Origin of the sequence: Arthrobacter sp. AG1021 (assembly GCF_003633665.1) — a bacterium.
Lineage (GTDB): Bacteria > Actinomycetota > Actinomycetes > Actinomycetales > Micrococcaceae > Glutamicibacter > Glutamicibacter soli.
This window is the reverse complement of the sequence record NZ_RBLB01000007.1, coordinates 63,357-88,281: the sequence shown is the minus strand read 5'-3', so window position 1 is coordinate 88,281 and position 24,925 is coordinate 63,357. Positions and strand designations below refer to the sequence as shown.

The 24,925-nt window shown below is 67.5% G+C and carries 24 protein-coding genes; 19 read left to right on the top strand and 5 right to left on the bottom strand.

Annotation, left to right across the window (positions count from 1 at the left end; translation table 11 throughout):
- Positions 1-27: 27 nt before the first annotated feature.
- Together DFO58_RS05890 and DFO58_RS05885 are read right to left on the bottom strand one after the other, a co-directional pair.
- A complete protein-coding gene (locus tag DFO58_RS05890) occupies positions 28-915 on the bottom strand; it encodes a PaaX family transcriptional regulator C-terminal domain-containing protein (protein ID WP_120989653.1) in 888 nt (295 codons plus the stop codon).
- Between the two features lie 173 nt (positions 916-1,088).
- On the bottom strand, positions 1,089-1,649 hold the full coding sequence (locus DFO58_RS05885; protein ID WP_120989651.1) for a purine-nucleoside phosphorylase: 561 nt from the start codon (positions 1,647-1,649) through the stop codon (positions 1,089-1,091).
- 125 nt (positions 1,650-1,774) lie between these two features.
- Between DFO58_RS05885 and DFO58_RS05880 the strand changes: the two genes are divergently transcribed.
- From DFO58_RS05880 to DFO58_RS05810, 15 genes are all read left to right on the top strand, one after another.
- The gene (locus DFO58_RS05880) at positions 1,775-2,266 is read left to right on the top strand and encodes an S-ribosylhomocysteine lyase (RefSeq protein WP_120989649.1); all 492 of its coding nucleotides are present in this window, start codon (positions 1,775-1,777) and stop codon (positions 2,264-2,266) included.
- 133 nt (positions 2,267-2,399) lie between these two features.
- Positions 2,400-2,777 carry a hypothetical protein gene (locus DFO58_RS05875; protein WP_053797687.1) on the top strand — a complete coding sequence of 126 codons (378 nt, stop codon included), beginning with the start codon at positions 2,400-2,402 and terminating at the stop codon, positions 2,775-2,777.
- A 144-nt stretch (positions 2,778-2,921) separates the two neighbouring features.
- The gene (locus tag DFO58_RS05870; RefSeq protein WP_120989648.1) at positions 2,922-4,343 is read left to right on the top strand and encodes a 3' terminal RNA ribose 2'-O-methyltransferase Hen1; all 1,422 of its coding nucleotides are present in this window, start codon (positions 2,922-2,924) and stop codon (positions 4,341-4,343) included.
- Entirely contained in the window at positions 4,340-6,859 is a 2,520-nt protein-coding gene (locus tag DFO58_RS05865) for a polynucleotide kinase-phosphatase (protein WP_120989646.1), read from the top strand. Before DFO58_RS05870 ends, DFO58_RS05865 begins: the two co-directional genes overlap by 4 nt.
- A gap of 168 nt (positions 6,860-7,027) precedes the next feature.
- On the top strand, positions 7,028-8,785 hold the full coding sequence (locus DFO58_RS05860) for an FAD-binding protein (RefSeq protein ID WP_120989644.1): 1,758 nt from the start codon (positions 7,028-7,030) through the stop codon (positions 8,783-8,785).
- Between the two features lie 16 nt (positions 8,786-8,801).
- Entirely contained in the window at positions 8,802-9,704 is a 903-nt protein-coding gene (locus tag DFO58_RS05855; RefSeq protein ID WP_120989642.1) for a LysR family transcriptional regulator, read from the top strand.
- Positions 9,705-9,802: 98 nt separating this feature from the next.
- A complete protein-coding gene (locus DFO58_RS05850) occupies positions 9,803-11,164 on the top strand; it encodes an MFS transporter (RefSeq protein ID WP_120989640.1) in 1,362 nt (453 codons plus the stop codon).
- A gap of 1 nt (position 11,165) precedes the next feature.
- On the top strand, positions 11,166-12,032 hold the full coding sequence (locus tag DFO58_RS05845; RefSeq protein WP_120989638.1) for a shikimate dehydrogenase: 867 nt from the start codon (positions 11,166-11,168) through the stop codon (positions 12,030-12,032).
- Positions 12,033-12,098: 66 nt separating this feature from the next.
- Positions 12,099-13,262, top strand: coding sequence for a Gfo/Idh/MocA family oxidoreductase (locus DFO58_RS05840; RefSeq protein WP_120989636.1), 1,164 nt, complete (start codon positions 12,099-12,101; stop codon positions 13,260-13,262).
- A 26-nt stretch (positions 13,263-13,288) separates the two neighbouring features.
- On the top strand, positions 13,289-14,119 hold the full coding sequence (locus DFO58_RS05835; protein WP_120989634.1) for a TIM barrel protein: 831 nt from the start codon (positions 13,289-13,291) through the stop codon (positions 14,117-14,119).
- A gap of 69 nt (positions 14,120-14,188) precedes the next feature.
- A complete protein-coding gene (locus DFO58_RS05830) occupies positions 14,189-15,967 on the top strand; it encodes an FAD-dependent oxidoreductase (RefSeq protein WP_120990189.1) in 1,779 nt (592 codons plus the stop codon).
- Positions 15,968-15,995: 28 nt separating this feature from the next.
- Positions 15,996-16,280, top strand: a complete 285-nt coding sequence (locus tag DFO58_RS05825) for a YciI family protein (protein WP_120989632.1) — start codon at positions 15,996-15,998, stop codon at positions 16,278-16,280.
- 46 nt (positions 16,281-16,326) lie between these two features.
- A complete protein-coding gene (locus DFO58_RS05820) occupies positions 16,327-17,412 on the top strand; it encodes an alcohol dehydrogenase catalytic domain-containing protein (RefSeq protein ID WP_120989630.1) in 1,086 nt (361 codons plus the stop codon).
- The gene (locus DFO58_RS05815; RefSeq protein WP_120989628.1) at positions 17,409-19,088 is read left to right on the top strand and encodes an FAD-dependent oxidoreductase; all 1,680 of its coding nucleotides are present in this window, start codon (positions 17,409-17,411) and stop codon (positions 19,086-19,088) included. The genes DFO58_RS05820 and DFO58_RS05815 overlap by 4 nt, the downstream gene beginning before the upstream one ends.
- Positions 19,085-19,852, top strand: coding sequence for an SDR family NAD(P)-dependent oxidoreductase (locus DFO58_RS05810; RefSeq protein WP_120989626.1), 768 nt, complete (start codon positions 19,085-19,087; stop codon positions 19,850-19,852). The genes DFO58_RS05815 and DFO58_RS05810 overlap by 4 nt, the downstream gene beginning before the upstream one ends.
- 91 nt (positions 19,853-19,943) lie before the next feature.
- Here DFO58_RS05810 and DFO58_RS05805 read toward each other — a convergent pair whose 3' ends face one another.
- Positions 19,944-20,441 (bottom strand): arginine deiminase family protein, encoded by a 498-nt coding sequence (locus DFO58_RS05805; protein ID WP_353616379.1) that lies wholly within the window; start codon positions 20,439-20,441, stop codon positions 19,944-19,946.
- 34 nt (positions 20,442-20,475) lie between these two features.
- Here DFO58_RS05805 and DFO58_RS18865 point away from each other — a divergent pair, with 34 nt between their 5' ends.
- Positions 20,476-20,622, top strand: coding sequence for an LPXTG cell wall anchor domain-containing protein (locus DFO58_RS18865; RefSeq protein ID WP_353616378.1), 147 nt, complete (start codon positions 20,476-20,478; stop codon positions 20,620-20,622).
- 197 nt (positions 20,623-20,819) lie between these two features.
- Positions 20,820-22,184 carry a pitrilysin family protein gene (locus tag DFO58_RS05800; protein WP_120990187.1) on the top strand — a complete coding sequence of 455 codons (1,365 nt, stop codon included), beginning with the start codon at positions 20,820-20,822 and terminating at the stop codon, positions 22,182-22,184.
- Between the two features lie 18 nt (positions 22,185-22,202).
- Here the strand turns inward: DFO58_RS05800 and DFO58_RS05795 are convergent, their stop codons facing one another.
- Together DFO58_RS05795 and DFO58_RS05790 are read right to left on the bottom strand one after the other, a co-directional pair.
- Positions 22,203-22,985: an alpha/beta hydrolase gene (locus tag DFO58_RS05795; RefSeq protein WP_120989622.1), complete on the bottom strand. Its 783-nt coding sequence runs from the start codon at positions 22,983-22,985 to the stop codon at positions 22,203-22,205.
- 48 nt (positions 22,986-23,033) lie between these two features.
- Positions 23,034-23,387 carry a hypothetical protein gene (locus DFO58_RS05790; RefSeq protein WP_147407195.1) on the bottom strand — a complete coding sequence of 118 codons (354 nt, stop codon included), beginning with the start codon at positions 23,385-23,387 and terminating at the stop codon, positions 23,034-23,036.
- A 243-nt stretch (positions 23,388-23,630) separates the two neighbouring features.
- Here DFO58_RS05790 and dapB point away from each other — a divergent pair, with 243 nt between their 5' ends.
- Complete coding sequence (gene dapB / locus DFO58_RS05785) at positions 23,631-24,389, top strand: 4-hydroxy-tetrahydrodipicolinate reductase (protein WP_047121138.1); 759 nt, start codon at positions 23,631-23,633, stop codon at positions 24,387-24,389.
- Positions 24,386-24,841: a tetratricopeptide repeat protein gene (locus tag DFO58_RS05780; RefSeq protein ID WP_047121139.1), complete on the top strand. Its 456-nt coding sequence runs from the start codon at positions 24,386-24,388 to the stop codon at positions 24,839-24,841. The genes dapB and DFO58_RS05780 overlap by 4 nt, the downstream gene beginning before the upstream one ends.
- Positions 24,842-24,925 lie beyond the last annotated feature (84 nt).

The window sequence follows — 24,925 nt, the reverse complement described above, 5'->3', positions numbered from 1 at the left end:
CCGGGCAGGCAGGCAGAAGCCTCGGAGCTAGATGCGGGCGTCGCTTTCCTGGGCGCTGATGGCGCGTTCCGCGTGCCGGGACGCCCTGAACCCGATGATTTCGTGGAGTTGCTGGAACAGGTCGGAGGCCGCGATGGCGTTCCACCCTTCTGGCAGGAGCTCGGCAGGGAGGCCCGGGTCGGAATACGGCAGCCGGCGCCACTGGGTAATCAACACGAGGTAGTCGGCAAACGCCTCGGCGTCGAGGTCCTCCGACTCTTGCGCGGTTGGAATTCCCGTCCATTTCTCCAGCAGCGGCCGATTGGTTTCCAGGAACTCGGAATAGAGGGAATCCAGCGATTCGAGGTCCCACCAAATGCCCATGTTCTTGGCCAGGTCATGGCTGCCCACATGCTCCGCCAGGAAGAACTCGAAGTAATCCGCCATCCCGTGTCGGTCGAAGTAGGACAGGGCCTCGTCCTTGAGGTGCTCCGGGGCAATCCACAGCCCGGGTGCGACGGCGCCGAATCCCATGCGGACCAGGGTCGAGCGGATCTTGTGCCGGATGCTGCGCTGCGATTCGGGCACCGTGAACGTGGCCAGCAGCCAGCGGCTGTCGGCGGTCGCCCGGCGGGGAGTGAAGATGCGTTCATCGCCTTCCGCGAACGCGGACAAGGCCGAGGGCGACAGCGCGTAACCGTTCCGGTTGTTGACCTTGACGCTGTCGATGACGCCGCGCTTCTTGAGCCGCGAGATCGAAGAACGCACGCCGGCCGACTCCACGCCGAGGTCGTTCATCAGCGAAATGATCGTGGACACCTGCAGCTCGCCCCCGTGCGCCCTGGCGTAGAGGCCGAAGAGGGAAATGATCAGCTGATGGTGGCGCGGCGTCGAATTTTCGCTGCCACCTGATGGTTGCTCGGTCCGTGGCGTCATGCGCTCACTGTATCGAATCCCAGGTCGATTAGACCAAGCGGCAGTTTGGACGCCGACCGTGTCGATCCCGTCCGGCCTGATCCCGGCGGGTTGGCAATGGCCAAGAACAAAGGGCAAGGGCAGCGTCCGGGTATCGACCCGCGGCGCTGTCCCTGCCCTCGGTGCGGTTGACGCTAGGCCAGGTTCTTTTCGTAGAACTCGCGCAGCTGCACGCTCTTGGCCTTGGCGATGTCGTCCCATTCATCGATCGACGCCGAGTCGTCCGCGTAGTCCGAAGGGATCTTGAAGATCTGCAGCGGCACGTTGAAGCGCTGGCAGATGCTGGCGTACGCGTAGCCTTCCATGTCCACCAAGGAGGCGCCCAAGCCGGAGATGTGCACGCGCTGCTGGTCGTCGGAGACGAAGACGTCGCCGGTGGCCATGGTGGCCTGGAAGTCGGGGAGCAGGATTTCGCCGGTTGGCTCGACGTCTGCCGAAGGCAGCGGGAAGTCGTGCTGGATCAGCTTGGTCACCTGGTAGATGGTGTCGAGGCTCGGGCGGTCCTCGCCTGCATGGCCGACCACGCCGGCGGTGCCCAGCACGACGACGCGTTCGATATCGCCTCCGGCCAGTTCGCTGGCCAGCGCCACGGCCGCATTGACCTTGCCCACACCGGAAATCAGGTGCTCGACATCGGCGAATGCCACGGCCTCGTCGCTGTGCGCGAATACGAGCAAGGTCTTCTTGTCCGACATGAAGTTCCCTTCTAGGAAGTAAGTTCAGGGTCCGCTGCTGCGCCCTGAAGTCTCACAAAATTCTATCGGTTACGCCTCATTAACCATCATCGCGTCGAGGCCAAGTGAGCGGATAGACTTTTGGCATGAGTGATATTGAACTTGCAGAAGTTGAGAGCTTCGCGCTGGACCACACCAAGGTCAAGGCGCCCTACGTGCGCAAGATCGGCGTCGAGCACGGCCCTAAGGGCGACGCCATTTCCAACTACGATATCCGCTTCGTCCAGCCGAACCACGGCGAGATCCCGACCGCCGGGCTGCACACCATCGAGCACACCTTGGCCGGGCTGATCCGCACCCGCTTCGAGGGCCTGATCGACTTTTCGCCGTTCGGCTGCCGCACCGGATTCCACCTGATCGCCTGGGGCGAGCCGACCCCCGAGCAGGTGGCCGCGGCCATCAAGACCTCGCTGGAGGACCTGGTCCAGAGGGTGACCTGGGATGACGTGCCGGGCACCGAGGCGGTCAGCTGCGGCAATTACCGCGACCACAGCCTGCACTCGGCCAAGGAATGGGCCAAGGTGATCCTGGAGCAGGGCATCAGCCTGGACGCCTTCGACCGTTCCCGCATCGCCTAGCCGCAGCACCCTGCGGCAGAGGATCCCGGCCCCGCCCGTGTGCGTGGCCGGGATTTTTCGCGCTCCGGGCACGGCCGGCGCGTGCTTGAAGCAACCCAGCCAATACCTATGTTGCATGGGTAGCATGGCATGTATGCGAAAAGTTCTGTCCTCGGCCGCTGTACTGTCGATCATCACGCTGGCGGCGGCCGGCTGTACGAACTTCGACGCCGCGGCGACCTCCCCGGTCAGCGACGCCTGCAGCGCGGCCATCCAAACGCAGAACGAGGCATGGTCCAATCCCGAGTCCTCGAACGAGCAGCTGCAGGAAGCCGAGCTGCGCGGACTGCAGGAGTGCAAGAACATCGACGAGTGGAGCACCGCGGTGTCCTACAACCCCGGGTCCATGGGCTACGACGTGCTGAGCACCGAAGAAGCCGCCAACCTGGTCTACATGGCCTGTGAAAGCGGGGACGCGGAGAACCTGACCCCGGTCTGCGCGGACGCCGCAGGCCGCGGCTACCTGAACTAAGCCCCCGGGCGGAGCGGAATTCCGCACCCCAGGCGGCACGCGGGACTGGCATGCTTCGCCACGCGGCGCCCTGAGACCCAGTTTTTCGGTAGTCTTGCATGAAACGCCAAGCCACCGAGCAAAAACTCCTGGGAAGTCCGCCCCGTGCTACTGACAATCACCCTAGAATCCGCCCCCGGGTCGGGGATCGACGCCACCGCCCTGTCGCATCTGCTGCGCAAGCATCCAGGCAAGGTACAGTCCTTCGACCTGGCGGTGGGCCAAACCCACGTGTTCTATCCCGAATATTCCAAGCAACGCGCCACCGCGGCCCTGCTCTTGGAAGTCGACCCCGTGGGGCTGGTGCGCAGCAAGCGCTTCCGCGGCGACGCCGGGGCCCTGGACTACTACGTCAACGACCGCCCGTACGCCGCGTCGAGCCTGATGTCAGTGGCCCTGGGCAAGGTGCTGCGCAGCGCCATGACCGGGACCAGCGAAAGCTACCCGGAGCTGGCCGCCGCGCCGCTGCCGCTGCGCCTCGAGCTGCCCGTGCTCTCCACCCGCGGGCACGCGGGCCGGGACCTGGCCAAGCGGCTGTTCGCGCCGCTGGGCTGGAACGTCGAGCAGACGCCCATCGCCCTGGACGAGCAGCATCCGCACTGGGGCGATTCGCAGTACAGCGCGCTGGCGCTCAGCGGAGAGGTCCGCTTGGACCTTGCGCTGCGCCAGCTCTACGTCCTGCTGCCGGTGCTGGATGACTCGAAGCACTACTGGGTCAACGACGACGAAGCGGAAAAGCTTGCCCGGCAGGGCGAAGGCTGGTTGGAGGACCACCCCGACCGGGAGCTGATCGCCCGCCGCTATCTGGCCCACCAGAAGGACCTGGTCGCGCTGGCCGAGGCCTGGATGGATTCGCCAGCCGTCCCGGAAGCCACGGCAGACCCGGGCATTTCGGAGCAGGCGGGCGGCGAAGCAGCCGTCCCGCTGCGGGTGCAGCGTGCCATGGATGTCATCGCCGCGCTCAAGGAACACGGAGCCCACCGGGTGGTGGACCTGGGCTGCGGGCCCGGTGCGCTGCTGCGCCGGCTGCAGGCGGACCCGTTTTTCACCCGCATCGTCGGCGCCGATGTCTCCGCGCGATCCCTCGAACAGGCTGCCGCCGCGCTGCGCCTGGAGGAGCGCACGGACGAGCAGCAAGAACGCATCAGCCTGCTACACAGCTCCGCGGTCTACCGCGATGACCGGCTGGCCGGCTACGACGCGCTGGTGCTCATGGAGGTCATCGAGCACGTGGACGCCTCGCGGCTGCCGGCACTGCAGGACGCGGTGTTCGCCGGCGCCGCCCCTCGCATGGTCGTGATGACCACTCCGAACGTCGAATACAACAGCAAGTACCCGGACCTGGAACACGGATCCCTGCGCCACGACGACCACCGTTTCGAATGGACGCGCGCGGAATTCCAGGCCTGGGCCGGAGCCGCCGCCACGGACTACGGCTACGCCGTGGAGTTCCGCGGCATCGGGCCGGTGGACGGCTCCGCGGGCACGCCCACCCAGATGGCGATCTTCCGAAAGGACGCGGCATGAACGAATTCTCCATTCCCGAGTCAGGGCTGGTGGTGCTCATCGGCGTCTCCGGATCCGGCAAGTCGACTTTCGCCGCCAAGCACTTCGGCCGCTTCGAGACGCTGTCCAGCGACTACTTCCGCGGCCTGGTGGGCAATGACGAGACCGACCAGTCCGTCACCGCCGCGGCCTTCGACGCGCTGCACTACGTGGCAGGCAAGCGGCTGGAAGCCGGCCTGCTGACCGTGGTGGATGCCACCAGCGTCCAGCCCGCCGCCCGGCAGAGCTTGATCGAGCTGGCGCGCAGCCACGACGTGCTGGCCACCGCCATCGTGCTGGACGTCCCAGTCGAGGTATGCCTTGAACGCAACGAGACCCGCGGCGAGCGCCGGGTGCCCAAGTCGGCGATCGACCGCCAGCACCAGCAGCTGCGCCGGTCGCTCAAGATGCTGCGCCGCGAGGGCTTCGCCCGGGTCCACGTGCTCTCGTCCTTGGCGGAGATCGAGGACGCGGTCATCACCCGGCACAAGCTGCTCAACGACTTCAAGGACCAGCACGGCCCGTTCGACGTCATCGGGGACGTGCACGGCTGCCTGGACGAGCTGGTGCTGCTGCTGGAGAAGCTGGGCTACGAACTGGTCCGCGACCGGCAGGGGCGCGCCGTCGACGCCTTCCACCCCCAGCGGCGTGCAGTCTTCGTGGGCGACCTGGTGGACCGCGGCCCTGATTCGCCCGGCGTGCTGCGCCTGGTGATGGGCATGGCCGCCGCCGGGCACGCGCTGGCGGTGCCAGGCAACCACGAGGACAAGCTGGTGCGCGCCCTGCGCGGGGCCAAGGTCACCCTGGGCCACGGCCTGGACAAGACCCTTGAGCAGCTGGAGGCCGAAGGCCCGGAATTCACGCGTAACGTGCAGGACTTCGCCCGTTCCCTGGTCTCCCACCTGGTGTTGGATGACGGCAAGCTGGTGGTGGCGCACGCGGGGCTGATCGAGAAGTACCATGGGCGGGCCTCCAAGCGGGTGCGGGCCTTCGCCCTCTACGGGCAGGTCAGCGGCGAGAAGGACGAGTACGGCCTGCCGGTGCGCTATCCCTGGGCCCGGGACTACCGCGGTGCGGCCGCCGTCCTCTACGGGCATACCCCGGTCACCGAGGTCGCCTGGATCAACAACACCGCCTGCCTGGACACCGGATGCGCCTTCGGCGGCCAGCTCAGCGCGCTGCGCTACCCGGAACGGGACGTCGTGGCCGTGGACGCGCTGGCGCAGTACGCCGAACCGCTGCGGCCGCTGGAATCCCCGCACGGGCCGCAGCGCGAACCGGGCGTGCTGTCCATGGCGGACGTCACCGGCCCGCTGCACCTGAAGGCCGGCGAGCGCGGCACCGTGAAGCTCAGCGCCGCGCAGGCCGCCGGCGCCCTGGAAACCATGAGCCGCTTCGCCACCGACCCGCGCTGGCTGCGCTACCTGCCGCCGACCATGTCCCCGGCGGAGTCCTCGGCGCGTCCGGGGTACCTGGAGCACCCGGACGAGGCCTTCGCCTACTTCCGCAAGCACGGGATCACCGAGGTCGTCTGCGAAGAGAAGCACATGGGCTCGCGCGCGGTGCTGCTGCTGGCCCGCAATCCCGGGCGCTTCGACGCGCCCGAGGGCTGGCTCGGCGCCCTGCATACGCGCACCGGGCGCGATTTCCTGGCTCCGGAGGTGGAGCGCGCCCTGTTGCTCCGCGCTCATGAGGCCGTGGAAGCGGCGGGCTTGTGGGAGGAACTGGGCTCGGACTGGGTCATCCTGGACGGCGAGCTGCTGCCCTGGTCGCTGAAGGCGGAATCACTGATCAAGGACAACTACGCTTCGGTCGGCGCCGCCGCGGTGGCAGCCACCTCGGCAGCCGTCGACCTGCTGGAGAAGGCTGCTGGGACCGGGCTGGAGTTGACCGCGCTGCTTGAACGCACCCGTGAACGCAGCGGGAATGCGCTGGCGTTCCGCGAGTCCTACCGGCGGTACGTGGGAAACAAGGACGAGATCCGCTTCGCCGCATTCCAGGTGTTGGCCTCCGAGGGCAAGACCCATGAAACCCGCGACCACGGATGGCACCTGGGCATTGCGCGGAAGCTGGCGGTGCAGGCGCCGGACCTGTTCAAGGACACCGCCTGGATGCGGGTGTCGCTGGACTCCGGGGAGTCGACGGATCAAGCGGTGCGCTGGTGGGAGGAGCTGACCATGGCGGGCGGCGAAGGGATGGTGGTCAAGCCGTGGCAGAACCTCACCCGCGGTCCCAAGGGCTGGGTGCAGCCGGGCATCAAGGTGCGCGGGCGGGAATACCTGCGCATCATCTACGGCGCCGACTACCTTCAGGAAGAAAACCTGCGGCGCTTGAAGCAGCGGGCCACCGACCGGAAGCGTTCGCGGGCCATGCAGGAGTACCTGCTGGGACTGGAAGCGCTGCGGCTGACCGCGGTGGGGGAGCCGCTGTGGAAGGTTCACCAGATGGTGTTCGGTGTGCTCGCGCTGGAATCCGAGCCGCTGGACCCGAGGCTTTAGGCCGCCGGCCGCGGGTTCCTAACCCGCGGCCACGAACCCGCCACGCCAAATTGAGTAGTTTTGGTACATAATAAATGATCAAAAACATCGTGGACAGTACATTGTTCTGCGTCACATAATGAACACCAGACCAACTGATGTCATGCGACGAGTACTGAGGAGCAAGCGATGGCGCGCCAGAAAAGTGAATGGGACCTCGAATACGATGTGGTGGTTCTGGGGACTGGGGCCGGCGGCCTTGCCGCCACGCTGACCGCCGCGGCGCACGGCGCCAAGGTGCTGACGCTGGAAAAGACCGAGTACCTCGGCGGCACGACCGCCTACTCCGCCGGCACCTGCTGGGTGCCGGACAACAAGTTCCAGCGCGAGCAGGGAATACTGGACGACTACGAGAAAGCCGTGCGCTACCTGGACCTGGTGGTGGGGGACAAGGCGCCGCGCGAGGCCCGGCTGGGATACCTCGACGCCGCGCCCAAGATGCTTGATGAACTCGAAGGACTGGGTGTGTGCTTCCTGCATTCGCCGGCCGTTGTCGACTACCACTCCGAGCTTCCCGAAACCGGGAAGACCGGCCGCGCGCTGGAACCCGAGCCCTTCGATGGACGCAAGCTCTCAGCCACCGAATTCCGCCGCATCCGCCGCCCTGTTCCCGAATTCGCGCTGATGGGCGGCACCCTGATGCTGCGCCGCCCGGACGTTGCCGCGCTGCTGAAGCTGTTCACGGGCAGCGCCGCCGAGCGTGCGAAGGCCGTGGGCCTTGCCGGCAAGCTGGGGCTGCAGTGGGCGCGCGACCGGGTCACCCGCCCGCGCGGTACCCGGCTGGTGATGGGCAATGGCTTGGTTGCCTCCATCTACCACCAGTCGCTCCAGCGCGGAGTGGACTTCCGCTTCAGCGCCCACACCACGGAGCTGATCCGCGGCAGCGAACGCATCGAGGGGCTCGTGGTGGTCCACGAGGGCAAAACCCTGAAGATCCGCGCCCGCCAGGGTGTGGTGCTGGCTGGCGGCGGCTTCTCGCAGAGCCCCGCGCTGCGCGAGCAATACATGCCCAAGCCCACCCCTCAGTTCTCCCGCGCCGGCGAAGGAGCCACCGGCGATACCTTGGCGCTGGCCGCCGGGGTCGGTGCGGCGCTGGGGCAGGACAACGGCGAAAACGCGCTGTGGTTCCCCAGCTCCATCGGGCGCCGTGCCGACGGTTCCCAGGTCGTGTTCCCGCATATCTGGGACCGCGCCAAGCCCGGTGTGATCGCGGTGGGCAGCGACGGCAAGCGCTTCGTCGACGAGTCCTGCTCCTACCACCGCTTCGTGCGCGCGATGTACGCCACCGACGGCCGTGCCATCCCGGCTTGGCTGATCGTCGACTCGCGCACGCTGGCCAAGTACGGGTTGGGCATGATCACCATGCCGCACCTGCCGCGGGCCGCGCTGCAACGCTACGTGAAGGATGGCTACCTCTACGAATCCGAGACGCTGGCCGGCCTGGCCGCGCAGATCGGGGTGGACCCCGCGGGCCTCGAAGCCACCGTGCGGCGCTACAACGGCTTCGCCGAAACCGGCAAGGACGAGGACTTCGGGAAGGGCGACCTGCTCTTCGGCCAAGTGGCCGGAGACCCCGAGCATGGGCCCAACCCGAACGTCGGGCCGGTGGCCCGTGCGCCGTTCTACGCCATGGCTTTGGTGCCTACCCCGTTGGCCACCGCCTTCGGGGTGCTCACCAACCCGCAGGCCCAGGCGCTGGACGAGCGTGGCGAGGCCATCGCTGGCCTGTACGCGGTGGGAAACGACGCCGCCTCCGTGATGGGCTCGGAATACCCGGGAGCCGGCGTGCAGGTCGGCTCCGGCCTGGCCTTCGGTTGGGCCGCCGCCCGCCACGCCACCGGGAGCCTGCCGCGCCCCGGTACGCTGGAGGAGTTGACGACCGACTAGGGAAAAGCGGGTAGGCATGGAAATCAGGTGGCTTGAGGCATTCATCGCGGTGGCGGAGGAGCTGCACTTCGGCAATGCGGCCTTGCGGTTGCGCATGGCGCAGTCGCCGCTGAGCCAGACCATCCGCAAGCTGGAGCGCTCGCTGGGCACCGAGCTGTTCGTGCGCAGCACCCGCTCGGTGGAGCTGACCGCCGCCGGCCATGCGCTGCTGCCGCACGCGCGGCAGGTTATGGAGGAGCTGACCATCGCCGCCCAGGCGGTGAAGGTGCCGCAGGGGAAGGTCTACGGAAAACTCTCGCTGGGCTTCACCGGCGTGCTCAACCAGCTGGCCCTGCCGCCCATGACCCGCGCGCTGCGCAGCACCCACCCCGACATCGAGCTGACGCTGGTGGGCCGCGTGATGACCCACGACGCGGTGCACCAGCTGGAAGCGGGCTCCCTGGACCTGGCGTTCGTCGGCCTGCCGGTGGATTCCGCACGCATCAATTCGCGCCTGCTGGCCCAGGAAGCCTTCGGCATGGTGCTGCCGCAGGAGCACCCGCTGGCCGACCGTGAGGGTGTCGAGCTCGCCGCCTTCGCCGACGACTCATTCATCACCCCGCCGATCTCCGCGGGGTCCGCGCTCTACCAGTCGACCATTTACGCCTGCACCGACGCTGGGTTCTATCCGACGGTGTCGCAGGAAATCACCGACCCCTACATGACCATGATGCTCGTGGCGGCAGGGGTCGGTGTCGCGTTCATGCCCGAGGGCATCGCCCATGTGGTGCCTCCGGGCGCCGTCTTCGTCCCGCTGCACGGCAAGCAGTACTACATGAACCACGGCCTGGCCTGGTCGGTGCGCCCCGGCTCGCTGGCCCGCGACGCATTCCTCGAATTGAGCGAAGAAGTGCTTCCGTCGCCCACCAAAATTATGTAGTTCTCACACATAGCTAATGTGCAATTAGGTCGTGGACATAATAAGTTAGGCGGGTCACACTAGATGATGTTCCTCTCGAAGAGGAGAAAGGACTCATCATGCGATCTGCAACTTCTTCCCCGGATGCCCTCCAGGCTCCCGCCCGTCCACAGGCCCGCCGCGCGGCCGTGTCCGGCTTCCTCGGCAGCGCCCTGGAATACTACGACTTCTTCATCTACGGCTCCGCCGCCGCCCTGGTTTTCTCCCACGTCTTCTTCCCTGAAGGCGGTGCCAACTCGGTGCTCCTGTCGATCTCCACCCTGGGCGTGGCCTACGTGGCCCGCCCGCTGGGCGCGGTGCTCTGGGGGCACCTGGGAGACCGTTTCGGACGCCGCAACACCCTCATGGCCTGCCTGTTGCTGATGGGCATTTCGACCTTGGCGATCGGCCTGCTGCCGACCTATGAGCAGATCGGCATCTTCGCACCGATCCTGCTGGTGGTCCTGCGCCTGTTCCAGGGCCTGTCCGCCGGCGGCGAATCGCCGGGCGCCGCTTCGCTGTCCATGGAGCACGCCCCGGAACGCTGCCGCTCCTTCTTCGCCTCCTTCACCATGAGCGGCGTGATGTTCGGCATCGTGCTGGCCACCGTGGTCTTCATCCCGATCGCTAGCATGCCCGACGAACAGATGCTTAGCTGGGGCTGGCGCATCCCGTTCCTGGCCAGCGTGGTGCTGACCGTCCTGGCCTTCTTCATCCGCCGCCACCTGGACGAGCCTGAGGCCTTCACCGAAGCCAAGGAAAACAACGAGGTCGTCAAGGTCCCGATCCTGGAGCTCTTCGCCCGCCACTGGACCTCGGTGGTGCGCGTGATGCTCTCCTCCACCTTTGCCATGATCAACACCATCGTGAACGTCTTCGCCCTGGCCTATGCGGTGGAGCACAACGGCATCGAACGCACCACCATGCTCGCGGCCATCGCCGCGGCAAACCTGGCCGCGGTCTTCACCCAGCCGCTCTATGGGATGCTGGCCGACAAGATCGGCCGCAAGCCGGTATTCATCGGCGGCGCCCTGGGCGCCGGAGCCATGGTCTTCATGTTCTTCAATGCCATCAGCACCGGCAATGTCGCGGTCATCTTCGTCTCAGCGATCATCCTGATCGGTGTCTTCTATGCGGCCCCGAACTCGACCTACATGGCAGGCTTCCCGGAGCAGTTCCCGGCCAGCGTGCGCTACTCGGGCATGGCCATCGGCCTGATGCTGGGCCTGCTGGTCTCCGGCTTCACCCCGGCCATCGGCACCCTGATGACCTCCGGCGACACCGCCAACTGGATGCCTGTCGCCTGGATGTGCATGGGCTTCGCTACCCTGTCCGCCATCGCCTTCGCCACCGGCCCGGAGACCTACCGCACCCCGACCGCCGAACTGGGGCTGACCAAGCTGCAGGTCCAGGCGCTGCGCGAGATGCAGGAGAAGAAGTAGCATGCGCCGCACCGCACACCGCATCGGCCTGATCGGCAACGACCTGGGCGGCTCGCTCTCCCCGGCCCTGCACCAGGCCGAGGCCCACGCGCTGGGCCTGCCCGACTACAGCTACGAGCGCATCGACCTGGAGGGGCGGACGGACGTCGACCTGGGACAGGTGCTGCGCGAGTCGTTGGCGCAGGGCTTCACCGGGTTCAACGTCACCCACCCGCACAAGCAGGCCATCATGCCGCATTTGGACGAGATCGCCCCGGACGCCGCCGCCATCGGCGCGGTGAACACCGTGGTGCTCCAGGACGGACGGCTGATCGGGCACAACACCGACCGCACCGGCTTCCTGGCCGGGCTGCGCCGGGGCTTGGCCCGCGACGCGAAGCGCGCCACCGTCACCCTTTTCGGGGCAGGCGGCGCCGGCTCCGCGGTCGGCGCGGCGCTGCTGGACTTCGGCGTGGCGGACCTGCGGATCATCGACACCGACGCCGGGCGCCTGGCCCAGCTCAAGGACCTGCTCACCGCCTCCTTGGGCGCTGGGCAGCAGGTGTCCACCGGCACCCCGGAACAGGCCCGCGGCTGGATCGCCGCCTCGCAGGGCGTGGTCAACGCGACCCCGCTGGGCATGGAAGGCATCGGCGGCACGCCCTTCGACACCTCCTGGCTGGCCGCAGACCACTGGGTGGCTGACGTGGTCTACCGCCCGGTGGACACCAAGCTGCTGCGTGACGCCGCGGCGCACGGCTGCACCACCGTGAAAGGCACCGAGATGCTCGTCGAGCAGGCGGCGGACACCTTCGCCCTGCTGGTCTGCACGGCCCCGGACCGCCGGCGCATGCGCAGCTCGCTGGAGCACCTGCTCGCCGCCGTTTAACCGCCGCGGCCCGGCCTGGCCCGGGCGCACAGCTATCGAAGCACATCGAATCCAAGGACCCACAACATGCCAACACCGCCACGCACCGCCACCACCGACGCACCCCGCTCCCTGCGGGTGGGCATCGTGGGCTGCGGCAACATCAGCGCCAACCACCTTGAAGCGTTCCAAGCCCTGGACTCGGTCACCGTGGCCGCGCTCTGCGACGTGGACGGGGCCCGGGCCGCAGCGATGGCCGCCGAATACTCGGTGGAGCACGCCGTCGATTCGGTAGAGCGATTGCTGGAACTGGGTCTGGACATCGTCTCGGTGTGCACCCCGCACCCCACCCACCAGCAGGTGGTGCTGGCCGCCGCGGCGGCCGGGGTGCACGTGTTGTGCGAGAAACCCATCGCGGTGGACGTGCCGGCGGCCGAACAAATGGTGCAGGCCTGCGCCGAGGCCGGAGTGAAGCTCGGGGTGCTGTTCCAGCGCCGCTTCTGGCCGGCGGCCGCCGAACTGCGGGCGCAGATCGATTCGGGCGCACTGGGCACCCCGGTGCTCGGCCAGGTCTCGGTGCTGCTGCACCGCGAGCACGAATACTATTCGGCCGCCGGCTGGCGCGGCACCTGGGCTGCGGACGGCGGCGGGGTGCTGATGACGCAGGCGATCCACTACCTGGACTTGCTGCAGTGGTACCTCGGCGATGTGGCCCGCGTGCAGGGCGAAGTCAACACCTACAAGCACGGCGAGCACATCGAGGTGGAGGACTCGGCCACCGCGCTGATCACCTTCACCAGCGGAGCCATGGCCACGGTGCTCGCCAGCACCAGCGCCGACCCCGCGCTGGGCGTGCAGATCCGCATCACCGGCTCCAACGGGGCCAGCGCTGAACTGAGCGAATTCCCCGAAGGCAGCGACGGCCGGCTGACCCTGCAGGCATCCGAGCACAAGATCGCCGCGCGGCCGGTGCACCCGGCTGGCGTTGACGCGAACGTCGAGCTGTCCCGGATCAACGGGGCGCTGAAGGACCACCACCGGGCGCAGATCACCCAGTTCGTGGCCGCGGTCCGCGAGGACCTGGAACCTGCGGTCACCGGCCGCGAAGCGCTGAAGTCCCTGCGCATCTTGCTTGCAGTCTACGAATCCGCCCGGACCGGACGCCCGGTCGACTTCGCTCCGGCTTCCAACCAGCGCACCATCGTTCCGCCGTCCGTCGCCGACCGGCTCTACACCACCGCCCGCGCCTAGAATCTTTCGACCACCAAGGACCCAGCATGAACACCACCACCCAGGAACTCGGACTGGCCCAGCTTTCGCTGCTGGGCAGCTCCCCGGCAGCACTTGTCTACCTGGCCGCCGACACCGGCTTCGACTTCGTCGGGGCCCGCGTACGCCAGGTGACCGAGGAGGAAAAATCCTACAACCTGCAGCCCGGCTCGCCGCTGCTGGCCAAAACCCTCAAAGCGGTCAAGGACACCGGCGTACGGGTGCACGACATCGAATTTATCCTGCTGGACGGCGCCAACCAGCGCGAGGCATGGCTGCAGATGCTCGACGCCGGGCAGGCGCTGGAGGCCAGGACGCTGACCGTCGCCGCCTCGGACGGCAACCTGCAGCGGCTCACCGAGAACCTGGGACTGATGACCGAGGACGCCCAGGGCTTCGGCATCGTGCCGACCTTGGAAGTCATCTCCTACCAGAGCGTGAACACCCTTGAACTGGCCGGCGAGCTGGCTCAGGCCAGCGGATGCCGGATCGTCGCCGACACCCTGCACCTGAGCCGCATCCAGGCCAGCCCCGCCCAGCTCGCGGCCCAGGCCCGGCACGTGGCCATGCTGCAGCTGTGCGACGCGCCGGCCCAGCGCCCGGACACCTGCGAAGGGCTGGTGCTCGAATCGCGCAGCGAACGCATGGTTCCCGGACAGGGGGCCGTGCGGCTGGCAGAGTTCGTGGCCGCCCTGCCGGCCGGAACGCCGCTGAGCGTTGAAACCCCCTCCGACTCGACCGTCGCCCGCATCGGCGCCCGCCGCTGGGCCGAAGAACTCAAGGCCGGGGCGGAACAGGTCCTGGCGCGGGCCCGCACCCTGCGCACCGCCGCGGTCTAAGCCGCGGCACCCACCGAACCGCCAAACACGAACCACCAAGCACGAACACCCAAGAAACGGATGATTTCCATGAGCACCGCAACCCTACGAAGCGCAACCGCCGACACCGCCGCCGATGTCGTGGTCGTCGGCTCCGGCGCCGGCGGGCTGTCGGCGGCAGTGGCCGCCGCCTACCACGGACTGAAGGTCATCGTGGTGGAAAAGGCCAAGGTCTGCGGAGGGGCGACCTCCTACTCCGGCGGCTGGGCCTGGGCCCCGGGCAACCCGCTGGCCAAAGCCGATGGCGTGGACGAGGACCGGGAGGAATTCCGCACCTACCTGCAGCACCGGCTGGGGGAGTACTACAACGCCGACCGCGTGGACGCCTTCCTCGAAGGAGCCCCGCAGATGGTGGACTTCTTCCACAACCACACCAGCTTGCAGTTCACCCCCGGCGCGCAGATCAAGGACATCTACGGCAACACCCCGGGCGCCGGCACCGGCCACCGCTCGGTGGGCCCGGCGCCCTACGACGCCCGCAAGATCCCGCGCGAACTGCGCGCCAAGATGCGCCACCAGCTCTACGCCACCAGCTTCCTGGGTATGGGCATCATGGCAGGCCCGGACCTTTCCAAGTTCCTCTCAGCCTCAACCGGCAGCATCCCGGGTCTCATCCACGCCGCCAAGCGCGTGAGCACCCATATGCTGTCCATGGCCGTCTACCGCCGCAATATGCAGCTGGTCAACGGCACCGCGCTGACCGGGCGCCTGATGAAGTCCGCCGACGACCTGGGAGTCGACATCCGCGTGTCAACGTCCGCGGACGAACTGCTCACCGATTCCACCGGTCGCATCACCGGGGTCAGGGTCAGCAGCGGCGCCACGGGCTACACCATCACCGCTGCGCGCGGCGTGGTGCTGGCCACCGGAGGCTTTCCGCAGAACGCCAAGCTGCGCCGGGAACTGTTCCCCAAGACCCCGACGGGCAAGGAGCACTGGACGCTGACCCCGCCGGAAGCCGACGGTGCCGGCCTGCGTCTGGCCCAGGCGGTGGGCGCCCGCTTCAACACCGACGTCACCTCCCCGGCGGCCTGGTGCCCGGTCTCGCTGATCCGCTACCCCAACGGAAGCACCGGGACCTTCCCGCACATCATGGACCGCGCCAAGCCCGGCAGCATCGGCGTGCTGCCCAACGGCAAGCGCTTCGTCAACGAGGCCAACGGCTACTACGACTACGTCGCCGGCATGCTGGAAGCCACCCCCGAGGGCCAGCCGGTGGTCTCCTGGCAGATTGCCGATTCGCGCTACGTGCGCCGCTTCCCGCTGGGCATGGCCAAGCCGCTGCCGGTGCCGCTGACCCCGTACCTGCGCAGCGGCTACCTGGTCAAGGGCGACACCCTGGCGGAGCTCGCCGCCAAATGCGGCATCGACCCGGCGCAGCTTGAAAAGACCGTCGAGGACTTCAACGCCAACGCCGCCAAGGGCATCGACCCTCAGTTCGGCCGCGGCGAAACCCCGTTCAATCGCTACGGCGGCGATGCCAAGAACACCCCCAACCCGACCCTCGGCCCGATCCAGAAGGGCCCGTTCTACGCGGTCAAGGTGGTTCCGGGCAGCTTCGGCACTTTCGCCGGGCTGGATGTGGACGCCAAGGCCCGGGTGCTTGACGAGCAGGGCGAGGCCCTGCCGGGGCTGTTCGCCGTCGGCAACGACCAGGCCAGCGTCATGGGCGGCCACTACCCGGCCGGCGGCATCAACCTCGGCCCGGCACTGACCTTCGGCTACCTGGTGGGCCGCGACCTGGCCACGGACCCCTCTGCCGAAAACCCTTCCAACGAGCCGACTTCGCGTTCCGCCGCCCGCAGCTAACCCGACCATCGAACAAGGAGCATCGAGCATGAACTTCTACGCCATCACCTACACCTACTCGCCGGCCACCAGCGACGCACGGGACCGTGTCCGCCCGACCCACGTCGAATTCCTGCAGCAGCGCTTCGAGAACGGCGAGCTGCGCGTGAGCGGACCGGTGGACTCCGGCGCCGGCGCGCTGCTGGTCATCGGCGCCGAATCCGAGCAGGCGGCGCTGGCGCTGATGTACCAGGACCCGTTCGCCCGCGAAGGCCTGATCGAGCAGCGCGAGATCCGCCGCTGGGACGTCTTCTTCGGCAAGGACAAACTCTAGGAACCCCGGCGGCGGCCCCGAGCCGCCGCCACGGAAGGACAGCACCATGCTCACCGCCACCACGACGGCCAAGCGATGCATTGAATACCGCGAAGTCCCCGCTCCGGCCCCGGCGCCCGGCCGCGCTCTGGTCCGGGTCCGGCACGTGGCCCTGTGCGGCACCGACGCGCACATCTGGGACGACGACTACCCGGCCGAGCTGCCGGTCATCCAGGGCCACGAATTCACCGGAATCATCGAGCAGATCGATCCCGGCGCCGTTGACCCGCGCAGCGGGCTGCCGTTGGTCCCCGGGCTGGAAGTGGCGGTGAGCCCCATGGTCTACTGCTCCCACTGCCCGCCGTGCCTGGACGGGCGGTACAACGTCTGCGAATCGATCTCCTGCCTGGGCTGCTACGAGGACGGGGCGCTGGCAGAAGTCGTCAGCGTCCCGGTGGACAAGCTGCATCCGCTGCCCCAGGGGCTGCCGCTGCATCTGGGCGCGCTGGGGGAGCCCGGATCCATCGCCATGCAGGCGGTCAACCGGGGCACCCCGGTACCCGGAGAAACCGCGCTGGTGCTCGGTTGCGGCCCCATCGGCCTGCTGGCCACGCTGTTCCTGGCCGAACGCGGGGTCCGGGTCATCGCCTCGGACCTGTCCCGGGCACGCATGGATTTGGCCCGCGACTTCGGCGCTGTGGCAGCCTTCGCACCCGGTGGCGGGATCCCGCGGGAGGCCTGGGGAGCCGCCGCGGGACCGACCCTGGTCATCGAGGCCACCGGCGTCCCCGCGTCCTTCGAAACCGCTGTCCGCCTGGCCGCGCCGACCGCACGCCTGGTGCAGGTGGGCATCTCTACCCGCCACGCCTCGCTGTCCCTGCGCGATATTCCCTTCAAGGAGCTGGACATCCGCGGCAGCCGCAACAGCCTGAACCTGATCCCCGACGCGCTCGACGTGCTCGCCCGCCATCAGCAGCAGGCAACGCGGCTGGTTACCCACCGCTTCGCCTTCGACTCGCTGGGCCAGGCCTTTGAAACCATGCTCGACTCCAGCCAAGCCGTCGGCAAGATCGTCATCGACCTGCCTGTCACTGGAGCAGGCATCCCACCGCAGGCCGGCACTGCCCGCCTGGAAAGGAGTACCGCCAGATGAGTACGACCCCCGAATCGACTCGCAACCCGCTGACCGCCATTCAGGAGCTGGATTCAGGCTACGACCTGGTGGTTCTCGGTTCCGGAGCCGCGGGACTGACCGCGGCGGTCCGGGCCGCCGCGTCAGGAGCCAGCGTGCTGGTGCTGGAGAAGGCCGGCAAGCTCGGCGGCACCAGCTCGGCCGGTGGTGGCGTCATCTGGGCGCCGAACAACCACCTGGCCAAGCAGGCCGGCTACCGGGACAGCGCCGCGGCCGGCGCCGCCTACCTGAAGGCCGCGGCCGGCCAGGTGATGAGCCCGGAGGAGATCGACTGGTTCGTGGACACCAGCGCGCAGGCGGTGGAATTCCTGGACACTCATACCCGGGTACGGCTGGTGCCGCTGGGGCGCCCGGACTACCACATGGAATGGCAGGGCGCGGCGTCCGGCGGGCGCAGCCTGGACAACCTGCCGTTCACCACCGAGGACTATCCGGGTCTGGCCGATGCGCTGCGCCAACCCACCTATTTCCCGCTGCTGAGCATGATCGAACGCGACGAGCTCAACGGCCGCGCCCCGGATCCGGAACTGCTGGCCCGGCGCAAGGCGTCGGGGGTGCGCACCATGGGCGGCGCGCTGGTCGGCTCGCTCGCGGCGAGCGCGCTGGACCGCGGCGTGCAGCTGGCGCTGGATGCAGAAGTCACCGGCCTGCGGCGGGAACAGGACGGCTGGATCCTCAAAGTAGCCGGCAAGCGGCAGGTCAGCGCCGTCAGCGTGGTCATCGCCTCGGGCGGATTCGAATGGAACCCGAGGCTGCGCGAGACCTACCTGTCATTCGATGTGACCCCGATCAGCGCGCCGTCCAACGAGGGCAGCGGCCTGGAGCTGGCGTTGGCCGCCGGCGCCGCGGTCAAGGACATGACCGCGATCTGGGGTGTGCCGGTGATCGCCGCTCCGGACGCCGAGTACGACGGCAAACCCTCCGGACGCATGGCGAATGTCGAGATGACCCTTCCGGGATCCATCACCGTCAACGCCTCCGGCCGGCGGTTCGTGAACGAGGCACTGAACTACCACGATCTGTGCCGGGTCTTCGGCAACATCGACCCGGTCAGCTCGGCCCTGCAGAACAGCCCAGCCTGGCTTGTCTTCGACGCTGACTATTTCGCAAAGTACCCGGTGGCCGGTTCCACGCCCGGGGTACGGCCCGACTGGATGCACAGCGCGCCGACGCTGCGGGAGCTGGCCGGGGAAGTGGGCATCGACGCGGCGGCACTGCAGGAGAGCGTCGAACGCTTCAACATCGGCGCCCGGGCGGGTGCGGACCCCGAGTTCGGCCGTGGCGCCACCGAGCAGGACCGGCATCTGGGGGATGCCGCGAATGCGCCCAACCCGTGCCTCGCCCCGTTGCAGCGGGGGCCGTTCTACGCGGTGCCGATCCATCCCGGCGTGCTGGGAACCTCGGGCGGGCTGTCTACCAACGAGCATTCCCAGGTGCTGGATCGCCACGGCGAACCGATCACCGGGCTGTATGCGGCGGGCAATGCCTCGGCAGGGGTGTTCCGCAACAACTACCCGGGCGGGGGCGCGACCCTGGGCTCGGCCGTCACCCGCGGCTACGCGGCCGGCGCCCACATTGCCGGCGCCCATGCGGCCCGGGAGCAGGCCGCAGCGGCATTGGTGGAGGCTGGCAAATGACGGATCAGGCATCCGCTGGCGTCCCCGGGCAGTTCGTTCCCTGGGAGGGGCGCTTTTCCGGGCGGGTGGTGCTGGTCACCGGGGCGGCCGGAGGACTGGGCGCCGACGCGGTGCGACGGCTGGCAAAGGAGGGAGCCACCGTGGTGGCCACCGACCTCGTCAAGCCACGGACCCCGCAGGCGGCGCTGTCCCTGGATTTGGACGTCGCGGATCCGCAGGCTTGGCAAGCCGCCGCACACAGCATTCGCGAGGCCTACGGCCAGCTGGACGGGGCACTGTTCTGCCACGGCATCCAGGGCCCGGAATATGCGGTGCAGGATGTGCCGGTGGCCGGGTGGAAGAAGACCCTTGAAATCAACCTGGACGGCTGCTTCTACGGTTTGCAGGTGGTTCTCCCGCTGATGAAGCAGGCGAACTACGGGCGCATCGTGATGCTCTCCTCCATTGCCGGGCGCGAAGGCAACGAGAACATGAGCGCCTACGCGGTGTCCAAGGCAGGGATGATCACCCTGGCCAAGGCAGTGGCCAAGGAAACCGCTCGCTTCGGGATCACCATCAACTGCATCGCTCCTTCGATGTTCAATACCCGGCTGCTCGAAGACCTCAGCCCCGAACGCAATGCGGCGCTGCTGGCGCGGGTTCCGATGAAACGCGTGGGGGAGCCGCAGGAATTCTCGGCGCTGGCCCTGTGGCTGCTCTCGCCCGAAGCCAGCTACATGACCGGGCAGGTGCTGGACCTCAGCGGGGGCCGCAACACCGCGTAAACACCAGGAGACAGGGACGCAAAGTTGATGCCCGGAGCCGCAGCCAGCTTCGTGGCCGCGGCTCCGGGCATCCGCGTGTTTTCCGGACCGGCTAGAAGTCCACGGCCTCGCGCGAGAGCGGATTGGTCATGCAGTGCCCGCCGCCGCGGCCGCGTCCAAGTTCTGCTCCGACAATCGTGATGACTTCCACGCCTTCCTTGCGCAGCAGTGCATTCACATGCGTGTTGCGGTCGTAGGCGAACACCACGCCGGGCTCCACCGCTACCAGGTTGTTGCCCGAGTCCCACTGCTGGCGCTCGCCGGCATACCATCCGCCGCCCGGCTTGATGGCGCGCAGCTTCTTCAGGCCCAGCGAATCGGCCGCCACGTCCACAAAAGGATTCTTCTCCTCGAAGACCTCCACCGATCCGTTGTCGGCAGGGCGCAGCGAGAAGGTGTGGATGCCGTCAACGATGTCCGGGAAATAGGTCACCACATCGCGGTCGGCGAAGGTGAACACGGTATCCAGATGCATGGCGGCGCGCAGCTTCGGCATTCCGGCAACTACCACGCGTTGCGCGGCGCCGGCGGCGAAGAGGTTCTGTGCCACCTGGGTGATGGCCTGCCGGCTGGTGCGCTCACCTATGCCACCATCCACCAGCGGGGACAAGCCAAAGGACGAAGATCTGGCGCAGACCGGTATCGCTGCAGCGGCACTGATGGGACTTGCAGGCGTGCTGATCCTGCTGGGAACCATTGCGGTCCTGGCGAGAAAGCGCCGGGCTCACTAATCAAGTTGAATTGATGCACCGATGGTGCCAGTCGGAACCGACTGGCACCATCGGTGTTTTTGACCGAACATACTTTCCTGCCGCCAGCCGGCCGGTGCCAGTTGCCAACACTTTTCGCCCGCTGTGCGAGAATTAATGAACGATTGCCAGCATGGTGCTGGCTGACTTCGAGCGATCTAAGGACGTACCCAGTGGTCATGATTCCGTTGCCGTTGCATTCGGTGGAGGATCAGCAGTTTTCGCCTCTCGACCCCGCGGACCTCACGCTGGTTCACCGCGGCGAGGGCGGTTCGGAAGTTCGCCGCAGCATCCTGCCCGGCGGCGTCCGCGTCTTGACCGAAGCCATGCCGGGGCAGCGCTCGACCACCGTGGGGTTCTGGGTTCCGGTTGGTTCGCGTGACGAGGAAGCCGGACACTACGGCTCGACCCACTTCCTGGAACACCTGCTGTTCAAGGGCACCACCAAACGCAGCGCGCTGGAAATCGCCCAGTCCTTCGACGCCGTCGGCGGCGAATCCAATGCGGCCACCGCCAAGGAATCGACCTGCTACTACGCGCGGGTCCTGGACACCGACCTGCCGATGGCCATGGAAGTCATTGCGGACATGGTCACCTCGGCCGTCATCGACCCGCATGAGCTGGAGCAGGAACGCGGTGTCATTATCGAGGAACTGGCCATGGACGCCGATGACGCCACGGATGTCGCGCACGAGCACTTTGTCGCCCGCGTCATGGGCAACCACCCGCTGGGCCGCCCCATCGGCGGCAGCCCTGAAGAGATCATGGCGATTTCCCGCGAGGCGGTGATGGAGCACTACCGCGCCCACTACCGTCCGAGCGAACTGATCGTCACTGCGGCAGGCTCGCTGGACCACGAGGAACTGTGCTCCATGCTGATGACCGCGCTGAGCGACGCCGGATGGGAACTGGACCCGCTGGCCGTGCCCGAGCCGCGCCGCAACCCGGAGCCGGCAAAAATCACCAGCATCCCCGGACTCGAAGTCATCAACCGCCCGGTGGAACAGGCAAACATCATCATCGGGTGTACCAGCATCACCGGGCACGACGACCGCCGCCAGGTGCTGGCGGTGCTCAACGCCGTGCTCGGAGGCGGCATGAGTTCGCGGCTGTTCCAAGAGATCCGCGAAAAGCGCGGCCTGGCCTACTCCACCTATTCCTTCTCCGCGGCGTACACCGACGCCGGCTACTTCGGCATGTACGCCGGCTGCGCCCCCGGCAAGGCCGCCGAGGTCATCGGGCTGCTCGGCGCTGAACTTGACCGGCTGGCCCAGCAGGGCATCTCTGCCGAGGAACTGTCCCAGGCCAAGGGCCAGCTGGCCGGCGGCACCGTGCTGGCGCTGGAAGATCCGGGAAGCCGCATGTCCCGACTGGGGCGCGCGGAAATGATCACCGGAGAATTCCACGACATTGATGAAGCCCTGTCCCGCGTGCATGCCGTGACTGCCGAGCAGGTCCAGGCGCTGGCACAGGAACTGGCCGCCCGGGAACGGGTCATCACCGTTGTGGGGCCGTTCGAAAACGAGGCGGCGCTGGGCCTGTAGGAGGATGTGGCCCTGCGGTCAGGCAGCTTCGGCCGGAACCGCGGGGACCCCAGCTGCATGGCCGGCTGCTCCGGCCCGCCGGATGATTCCTGCCAGTTCCGGCGCATGGGAGAAATTGAACCCATGCGCGGCCTGGCGCAGGATCGTCAGCCGGGACCCCGGGGCCTTGGCGGTGAGCCGCAGCCCGAATTCCGGCGGGGAGAGCGGGTCTCTGGTGCCGCACACGACATCCACCGGGCAGCGGACCGTGCCCAGCAGGTCGATGGTCGGATAATCCAGCATCTCCCGGCAGCTCTTGGCCCACCACGGGATGCCGCAGCGCAGGTAGTCCACCGCAAGGATTGCCTTGACCGAATTCAACTCGTTCGGGAAGTCCTCCAGCAGGCGCCGGGTCTGCCGGAACAGGGTGTCCTCCCGGTCGTTAACTGCCGGTGCGGCGACAACCAGGTGCTTGACCAGACCGGGCCAGGAGCGCGCGATTTCGATGGCCACCTGGGCTCCCATTGAATGCCCTACCAGCACCACGTTCTCGGCCTTGAGCTGGCGCAGCGCCAGGGCTACCTCGTGGGCAAACCTGGCCACCGTGACCGGTCTGCCGTCGTCCATGTTCTTTCCATGCCCCGGCAGTTCAGGAACGATCACGCGGTGGTCGGCGGCGAGCAGGTTGGCCAGCGGGGTGAAATACCGGCTGGACGCGCCGAGCCCGTGGATCAGCACCACATCGGGTCCCTGTCCCGCCATGCGCACCGACAGCCGGGTGTTCAGGGACTCGGGCAGTACTCCGAAGTATTCGTGCCTCACGGTGGCCTTTCGTGGTGTCAGAAATGACGGGGCTGGGTTGTGCGGCACTCAGGCTCCGCGGTGGCGCTGTTCGAGCGCGGACCACAGGTCCTCGGGAAACATCTCGTGCACGTCTTTGAGGTACCGGTCGCCGTCTTCGGGTTTCTGAACCGTGTCCCCGGTGATCTTGAACGGGAAAGAGGCGGCTTGGGTGGCGGGCGCGGGGCCCGGGCCCTGCGTCTCTATGCAGGTGGCCCAGCCGAAGGTGGCGGGATCCCCGATGCGGAAGACCTCGACCTGGCACGACGGCGCGGTGAAGTCAGTGCCGTGATCCTGGACCAGGTCGACGATGGCCTGCTGCTGGTCATCGGCCAGGGCGTCAGGTTCGCTGGCAGCCCCGCAGGCGGTAGTTCCACATGCCAATACCAGCACCGAAAGCGCACTGAATCCGATTCGCTTGATTGTTTGCCCCACTGAGTCCATGCCTGTCGATCGTGATGTGCCTGCACTCATCTTGGCCTAGCCTGCGCGGGAAAACCAAGCAACCCCACCGCACGGGCCCGCAGTGTCCGCAGAAACACAGCGGCAGCGCCCTGCGGTGCATCCAGTTGAGCTGCGCGTCACGCAAATCCATCGCACACCTTTGTTGGCGATAGGGTTAAAGGCATGAGTGCACAGATCAAGGTGGCCGTGCTCGGCGCGGCCGGACGTATGGGCTCGGAAGCGGTCAAGGCCGTCACCGACGCAGCAGATATGGAACTGGTAGCGAGCCTGGGGCGAGGGGACGACCTCCAGCAGATCATCGATGCCGGAGCCACCCACATCGTTGATCTGTCTGTCCCCGCCTCCACCGAGCAGAACGTGCGTTTCGCCATCGAACACGGGCTGCATGCGGTGGTCGGCACCACCGGGTGGAGCGACGAGCGCCGCGCTGCGCTCGAAGCGCTCCTGGCCGAGCACCCCGAGAACGGCGTGCTGATCGCCCCGAACTTCGCCTTGGGATCCGTGCTGGCCAGCGCGTTCGCGGCCACCGCCGCCAAGTACTTCGAATCGGTGGAAATCATTGAATTGCACCACCCGAACAAGGTCGACGCACCCAGCGGCACCGCCGTGCGCACCGCCGAGCTGATTGCCAAGTCCCGCGAGGCCGCAGGCGTCGCTCCGAGCCCGGATGCCACCGAAACCCAGCTGGACGGCGCTCGCGGAGCCGAGGTGGATGGCATCCACGTGCATTCGGTGCGCCTGCGCGGCCTGGTCGCCCACCAGGAAGTCCTGCTCGGCGGTCCGGGCGAGCAGCTCACCTTGCGCCATGATTCCTACGACCGCGCCTCGTTCATGCCAGGCGTGCTGCTGGGCTTGCGCACCGTGGCCTCGCGCCCGGGACTGACCTACGGGCTGGACGGTTACCTGGAGCTGGGCCAGTGAAAACAAAACTTTGGGTCGGCGGAATCCTCATTCTCTTCGCCCTGTATATCGGCATGGCATTCACCCAGGCGTTCCGCTTCATGGGTACCGATTCGCTGACGGCAAAGATCATGGGTGTCGCCATTCTGGTGGTTCCCGCGTTCGGCGTCTGGATCCTGATCCGCGAAGTCCTGTTCGGACTGCGCACCGAAGCCATGGGCAAGACCCTGGCCACGCTGGGCGAACTGCCCGAGGACCTGCCGCGCATGCCGTCGGGACGGTTCGTGCGTGAAGCCGCGGATGCCGACTTCCCCAACCACCAACGCGATGTGGAGGAAAACCCGGAGTCCTGGAAGTCCTGGTACCGTCTGGCCCTGGCCTACGAGGCCTGCGGCGACAAGCGCCGGGCGCGCAACTCGATGCGCACGTCCATCGGCTTCTGGCGCCAGGAGCAGAAGACCGGAGCGGTCTAATCCTGCGGCGCATTGCCTACGACAGCACAGGTCCCCGTCTTCCTCGACCAAGGAAGGCGGGGATCTTTTGGGTGTTCGTCGGGA